This is a genomic window from Yinghuangia sp. YIM S09857, assembly GCF_051388915.1.
Taxonomy (GTDB): Bacteria; Actinomycetota; Actinomycetes; order Streptomycetales; family Streptomycetaceae; genus Yinghuangia.
Genome location: NZ_JBPKBH010000007.1, coordinates 125,183 through 131,489, shown reverse-complemented (window position 1 = coordinate 131,489; position 6,307 = coordinate 125,183). Strand labels below are relative to the sequence as shown.

5 protein-coding genes and 1 pseudogene are annotated in these 6,307 nt (G+C 72.5%); 1 reads left to right on the top strand and 5 read right to left on the bottom strand.

Going from position 1 to position 6,307, the window contains the following annotated elements:
- Positions 1-648: TetR/AcrR family transcriptional regulator (locus ACRX5S_RS16905; RefSeq protein WP_436773762.1), on the bottom strand; the 648-nt coding region annotated here is incomplete at its 3' end.
- Between the two features lie 104 nt (positions 649-752).
- On the opposite strand from ACRX5S_RS16905, the pseudogene ACRX5S_RS16900 reads away from it, so the two are divergent.
- A pseudogene (locus ACRX5S_RS16900) lies at positions 753-2,249 on the top strand (ABC transporter ATP-binding protein); the annotation flags it as partial.
- 197 nt (positions 2,250-2,446) lie between these two features.
- On the opposite strand, the gene ACRX5S_RS16895 reads toward ACRX5S_RS16900, so the two are convergent.
- The 4 genes from ACRX5S_RS16895 to ACRX5S_RS16880 all read right to left on the bottom strand — a co-directional run bounded on the left by ACRX5S_RS16895 (position 2,447) and on the right by ACRX5S_RS16880 (position 6,207).
- Complete coding sequence (locus tag ACRX5S_RS16895) at positions 2,447-3,301, bottom strand: aminoglycoside N(3)-acetyltransferase (RefSeq protein WP_436773761.1); 855 nt, start codon at positions 3,299-3,301, stop codon at positions 2,447-2,449.
- Between the two features lie 318 nt (positions 3,302-3,619).
- Positions 3,620-4,420: a class I SAM-dependent methyltransferase gene (locus tag ACRX5S_RS16890; protein ID WP_436773760.1), complete on the bottom strand. Its 801-nt coding sequence runs from the start codon at positions 4,418-4,420 to the stop codon at positions 3,620-3,622.
- A 28-nt stretch (positions 4,421-4,448) separates the two neighbouring features.
- Positions 4,449-5,225 carry an SDR family oxidoreductase gene (locus ACRX5S_RS16885; protein WP_436773759.1) on the bottom strand — a complete coding sequence of 259 codons (777 nt, stop codon included), beginning with the start codon at positions 5,223-5,225 and terminating at the stop codon, positions 4,449-4,451.
- A gap of 55 nt (positions 5,226-5,280) precedes the next feature.
- Positions 5,281-6,207 carry an RNA polymerase sigma-70 factor gene (locus tag ACRX5S_RS16880; protein WP_436773758.1) on the bottom strand — a complete coding sequence of 309 codons (927 nt, stop codon included), beginning with the start codon at positions 6,205-6,207 and terminating at the stop codon, positions 5,281-5,283.
- Positions 6,208-6,307 lie beyond the last annotated feature (100 nt).

The window sequence follows — 6,307 nt, the reverse complement described above, 5'->3', positions numbered from 1 at the left end:
CCCCCCCCCCCCCCCCCCCCCCCCCCCCCCCCCCCCCCCCCCCCCCCCCCCCCCCCCCCCCCCCCCCCCCCCCCCCCCCGCGTCGGTGCGGCGGATGCCGCCCTCCAGCGTCCGGATCACGTGCGCCGGCACGCTGTGCGGCGGCAGCATGCCCTGCTGGGCGGCCTCCGCCCCCGTGTAGACCATCGCCCACAGCGTGTTCATGATCCACTCCGGCGGCACCGTCGGGTCGAACTCCCCTTCCGCCTGCCCGCGTTTGATGAGATCGAGTACCAGGCGCTCGGACCGGTCGTCGTACTCCGGCAGTTCCTCGACCAGGTTCATGTCCCCGAAGGCGAACAGCAGCCGGTCGCCCGTGGCCACCACCGCCGTCACCAGCCGCCGCATCGCGTCCACGACCGGGCCGTCGTCGACCGCCGCGCCCAGCACGGCCTGTTCGATCTTTTCGAGGGAGTCGAGCACCGCGGCCCGGACCAGCTCGTCGCGATCCGCGAAGTACCGGTGCAGGGTGCTGCGTCCCACTTCGGCGGCCTGCGCGATCTCGGCCAGGGTGGCCGAACGGTCGCGCGCGAGGACCGAGCCGGCGGCGCTGACGATCGCGCGGCGCGTGCGGCCGCGGGTGCCGGACTCGGATGACGTCGTGCTCACGCTCCGCAACATAGCAGCCAGAATCCGAAAAGGGACTTGCATATCCAAAAATGGGACTCTACTGTCTCAAAAAGTTGCACTGATGTATCACCGAGAGGGCGGCCGTGCCGAATCTGCGCATCCTCTGGTCCTTCGTCCGACCCCACCGGCGCACGCTGCTGCTCGGGCTGGTCCTCGGGTTCTTCGTCACCGCGACCACCCTCGCGAGCCCGATGGCCACCAAGTGGGTCCTCGACGCCCTCGCCGACTCCCGCTCGATCGCCCCCGCTGTCGCGGTGCTCGCCGTGCTGCTGGTGGTCGGCTCGGCGGTCCAGGCCTTCCAGTGGATCATGCTCGGGCGCATGGGCGAGTACGTCGTCCGCGACGCCCGCGTGTCGATGGTCCGACGCCTGCTCCGCCTGCGCCTCGGCGAACTCGGCGGCCGCTCCGGCGGCGAGCTGGTCACGCGCGTCACGTCCGACACCGTGCTGATCCGCGAGGCCGCCGCGTCCAGCCTGACCCGGCTGGTCAACGGCGCGGTCGGCCTGATCGGCGCGCTCGCGCTGATGGCCTTCCTGGACTGGGTGCTGTTCGCCGTCACCGTGGGCAGCCTGGCCGTCGTCGCCGTGATCGTCGCGGTGCTGATGCCGCGCATGGCCAAGGCCGAGGCCGCCGCCCAGGAGTCGGTCGGACGCCTCGGCGCGGCGCTCGACGGCGCGCTCCGCGCCATCCGCACCGTCAAGTCCGCCCGCGCCGAGGAACGCGAATCGCTCCGCATCGAGGCCGAGGCGGAGGACTCCGCACGGCACAGCATCCGCGCCGTCCGCATCGCAGCCGTCGTCTGGACCGTCACGATGGCCGGCGTCGAGCTCGCGATCCTGCTCATCCTGGCGATCGGCGCCTACCGCGTCGACTCCGGCGCGCTCCCGGTGTCCAGCCTGATCGCCTTTCTGCTGTACGCCTTCCAGCTCCTCGAACCGGCCACCGAACTCGCCAACGTGGTCACGCAGTTGCAGTCCGGCATCGCCGCCGCGTCACGCATCGCGCAACTCGACGAGCTCGAACTGGAAGGCCCGGACCCGCGCGCCGCGACGGCCGCCCCGACCCAGGTCTACGCGCACGCCGACACCACCGCCGCCATCGCCTTCCACGACGTGACCGCCCGTTACGCGCCCGACGCCGAACCCGCCCTCGACGGGGTCTCGTTCGACATCCCGCGTGTCGGTCACACCGCCATCGTCGGCCCCTCCGGCGCGGGCAAGACCACGGTCTTCTCCCTCATGCTCGAATTCCTGCACCCCGAGGAAGGACACCTCAGCCTCGACGGCCGCCCCGCACACCTGTGGCCGCTGCACGAGTCGCGGCGGCGCATCGCGTACGTCGAACAGGACACTCCGCTCCTCCCCGGCACGCTCGCCGACAACCTCCGCTACCTGCGCCCCACCGCCACGGAGGACGAACTCTGGGACGCACTGCGGGCGGTGCGCCTGGACGAACGCGCCAAGGCGTTCCCCGACGGCCTCGACACCGTCCTCGCCGACACCACCGTCTCCGGCGGGGAACGCCAACGCATCGCCCTCGCCCGGGCGTTCGTCGCCGACCCGGAGATCCTGCTGCTGGACGAGGCGACCGCGCAGCTCGACGGCCTGACCGAGGCGGCCGTCCAGTCCTTCGTCCGCGAACGGGCACGTCACGCCGCGGTCGTCACCATCGCGCACCGGCTGTCCACCGTGGTCGAGGCGCACCGCATCGTGGTCCTGGAGCAGGGCCGCCTGCGCGCCATCGGGACCCATCACGAACTCCTCGACACGGACACCCTCTACCGCGACATGGTCACCGCCCTCCGCGTCACCACGGCCATCGGCGACGTCTCCCGGCCGCGGTGCCATGCCGTCGCGAAGTCGACCGCGGCGGCCAGGGGTACGACCGTCGCCCGGGCCGACCCCACGTAGCCCGTCCGCGGCGGCCCGACCGAAGTCTCGGACGCGGCACAGTAGTCGGTACCGATGTCCGCGAACCGACGGTCGTCCAGCACCAGATCGCTGTGGCTCCACCAGGAGCCGCGCCGCTCTGGGCCGCCGCCCGTCACGCAGCGGTAGATCCGCCGGCGGCGGCCCGGCAGGCGGTACTCGGCCAAGTGGAAGGCCACGCACGCGGAGAACCCGGTGCCGAGCAGCACGATCTTGGCCCCCGGCGTCTCGTACAGCCGCCCGAGCGGGGAGCGTTCGCCGAAGCGACAGGTCGGGTCGTGGTGCCGGGTGATCTCCGCGGCACGGTGGCCGAGGGCAGCGAACGACCCCATCGGGTGCGCGCTGCGCCGGCTGCCGGGCGACCGGCGCACCACCTCGGCCAAAACCCCGACTTCGAGGGATGCGGGAGTCGTCGCCGCGTCGAAACCGGGCAACGTGGCACGGTACGAGGCCACCTCGTCCGCGCTCATCCCCGCGGTCGCCTTCCGGTAGGCGTCCGACGAGTCGGACGTCTCCGGGGTGAACGCCGGTACGACGACGGTCCCTTGCTCATGGCCGACCGTGGTGCGCAGCGCGTCCAGTACGCCCGCGGCTCCGTCGCGCACCGCCCCCACGCGGCGCAGCGAACTGTGCACCAGGACCGTGTCGCCTTCCACGAGCCCCAGCGCGCGCAACTGATCGGTGATCCGGGCGACTTCATGCATGGGGCAGGCCGATCGCGTCGGAGGCGGTCATGGTGCTCCCTTGTGAGGAATGCGGCCACGCACGGTTGTACGTCGGTGACGCCACGGTAGAACGGAACACGCATGACGACCCGGCACTCCGGCGAACTGCCGCGCGAAATGGCCGGCGTGCGACGTACGGGGACACAACCGACGTGCCCGAGAGCCGAGAGCCGAGACCCGCTGAACCGCGACCGACTGAACCGAGACCCGCGATCCTGGGCCCCGAGATCACCAAGACACCGAGACGCCGAGAGCCCACGGCCCCGAGAGCCCGCGACCCGGCGACCCGGTGAAAGGTCAGCGCGTCCCGGTCACCAACGTCGACGCGAACGGAATCAACACGCTCTGGTCCGCCCCCACATAGGGATTGAGCAGATCCGCCAACATGTCGGCGTACGCCGCCGGAGCGGTCGGTCCCGCGTCCGCGACGGCCCGGCCCCACGGGAGCGCCGCGAGTTGCAGCGGCGCGAAGGAGTCGAGCCGCGGCAGGCGTACCTCCGCCGTCACGTCCCGCGACTCCAGGCCGCTGAACCCGGCGCGGCGCACCGCCGACACCAGCACCCGCGCCGGGCAGGCGAACGCCGCGTCGAACGAACGCGCGGCCTCCGCACCGGCGATCGCCTCGATGGCCAGGCGCTGCGCGACGAAGAACGGTGAACCCTCAAGCGAAGCCCAGACCGTGGCGCCGAACCGCCCGCCCCGCCGGGTGACGCGCGCGGCCTCCGCGAGGGCCGCGTCCAGGTCGGCGAAGAACTGCGCGCTCTGCTGGCAGAGCACCACGTCGAACTCCCCGTCCTCGAACGGCAGAGCCTCGGCGGAGGCTTGCGACCACCCCACCTCCGGGGCCTGTTCGGCGGCGACGGCCAGCATGCCGGAGTTCAGGTCGACGCCCTCGACCCGCCCGTCCGCGCCGACCCGGCGGGCGGCCTCGCGCGCCGCGAACCCGGTGCCGCAGCCGACATCCAACACCGCCTCACCGGGCGCGAGCCGCACCGCGTCGACCAGGGCGCCGACGAACGGCGCCATGATCGGCGACACATGGCGCTCGTACCGCACCGGTGCGTCGCCGACCACCTGAAACCCGGATTCGCCGTCCATGGACCGCACCCTACGCCCGTGCGCCGCGTCAGCGGGCGACTTCGTCCGCCAGGTACTGCTCCCACGTGCGGACGCCGTCGGCGTGCCGCGGCGTGGTCAGGTACCCGGCGCGGAAGGCGGCGCCGGCCTTGCCGGGGATGCGCACCTTGAGGACGTACCGCCGCTTGCCCGCGGCCGCCAGCCACGTACGGGCGAGCTCGGGTGCGTCGTAGACCTTGGGCCCGCCGATTTCGGCCGCCTGCCCGGCCGGCGCCGCCTGGGCCAGCTCGACCAGGCGCTCCGCCACCTCGCCCGGGTCGACCGGCTGGCACGCGGTCTTCGACGGCATCAGGACCACCGGCAGCTTCGACAGCACGCGCAGCGCCTTGTTCAGCAGGTCGGGGAACTGCGTGGCCCGCAGGTTGGTCCACGGGATGCCGGACTCCCGGAGCAGGCGTTCCCCCTCCAGCTTGATCTTGTAGTAGAAGTACGGGATCCGGTCGACGCCGACGATCGAGATGTTGACGATGTGCCCGACGCCCGCCCGCTTCGCCGCGTCCAGCAGGTGGCGCCAGCCGGGGATGTCGTTCTTGGGACGCCTCGTGTCGGACGCGCAGTGGATCACCGTGCCGACGCCGTCCAGCGCCGCGTCCAGGCCCTCGCCCGTGCCGAGGTCGCCGGTCACCCACTGGACGCCCGGGTCCTCGGGGAGCGTCGTCCTGCGGGTCATCGCGCGCACCGGCAGGCCCAGGGCCCGCAGCCGGTCCAGCACCTCGCGGCCGAGCACACCCGTCGCACCGGTCACCAGGATCACGTTCGCAGTCATCGGTCTCAGTACTCCTCGCGTCGAGGCCGCCGCACCCCGCGGCCGCCCTCGTCAGCTAGGAACCGGACGGCGGCGCGTTCTGTGACAGCTCCCGGGACTGCATTTCCAGGAGTTTCAGCTTGTCCGGATTCCGCACCATGTGCAGCTCGGAGATGCCGTCCGCGCCGAACGCGAACGTCGCGGCCGTCGACAGTTCCCCGGACTCCCACGCCAGCAGCGCGATGTCCCCGTTGACCTCGACGAACGCGAACGTCATGTCCGCCCCGAAGCGCTGCATCAGCCCGAGCAGGAAGCGTGCCACCTTGTCCCGGCCGGTCACCGGGCGCATTCCCGCCGACACCTTGCCGCCGCCGTCCGACCACGCCGTCACGTCGTGCGCGAGCAGCGCCTCCAACTGGTCGAGCGCCCCCTCGGCCGCGGCGGCCAGAAACCGCGTCAGCAGGTCGGTGCGCACTGCCGCGGACGCCTCGAAGCGCGGCCGCCCGTCCGCCAGACGCTGCTTCGCACGCCGGTACGTCTGCCGCGCGTTGGCCTCCGACCAGTCCAGCACCTCGGCGATCTCGCGGTGCGAGTACTCGAACGCGTCGCGCAGTACCACGACCGCCCGCTCCGGCGGCGACAACCGCTCCAGCATCACGAGCATCGCCATCGACACCGCGTCCCGCTGCTCGGCCGTCTCCAGCGGCCCGAGCGCCCCCGCGTCGGTGCGCACCGGTTCGGGCAGCCACGGCCCGACGTACTCCTCGCGCCGCACGCGGGCCGAGGTCAGCCGGTTCAGGCACAGATTGGTGAGCACTTTGGCGAGCCACGCCCCGGGCGCCTCGACGCGCTCCCGGTCCGCGCCGTGCCAGCGCAGGTACGCGTCCTGTACCGCGTCCTCGGCCTCCGACGCCGACCCCAGCATCCGGTACGCGATCCCGAACAACCGCCCCCGCTCCGCCTCGAACGCGGACACCGGGTCCACCACGACATCACCACTCACCAGGCCACCGTACCGACCCGCCTGCCCGGGCTCGGCGCCACATGCGCCTGGAGCCACACGCACCTGAAGCCACCCGCGCTGGAGCAACGCACCACGGCGC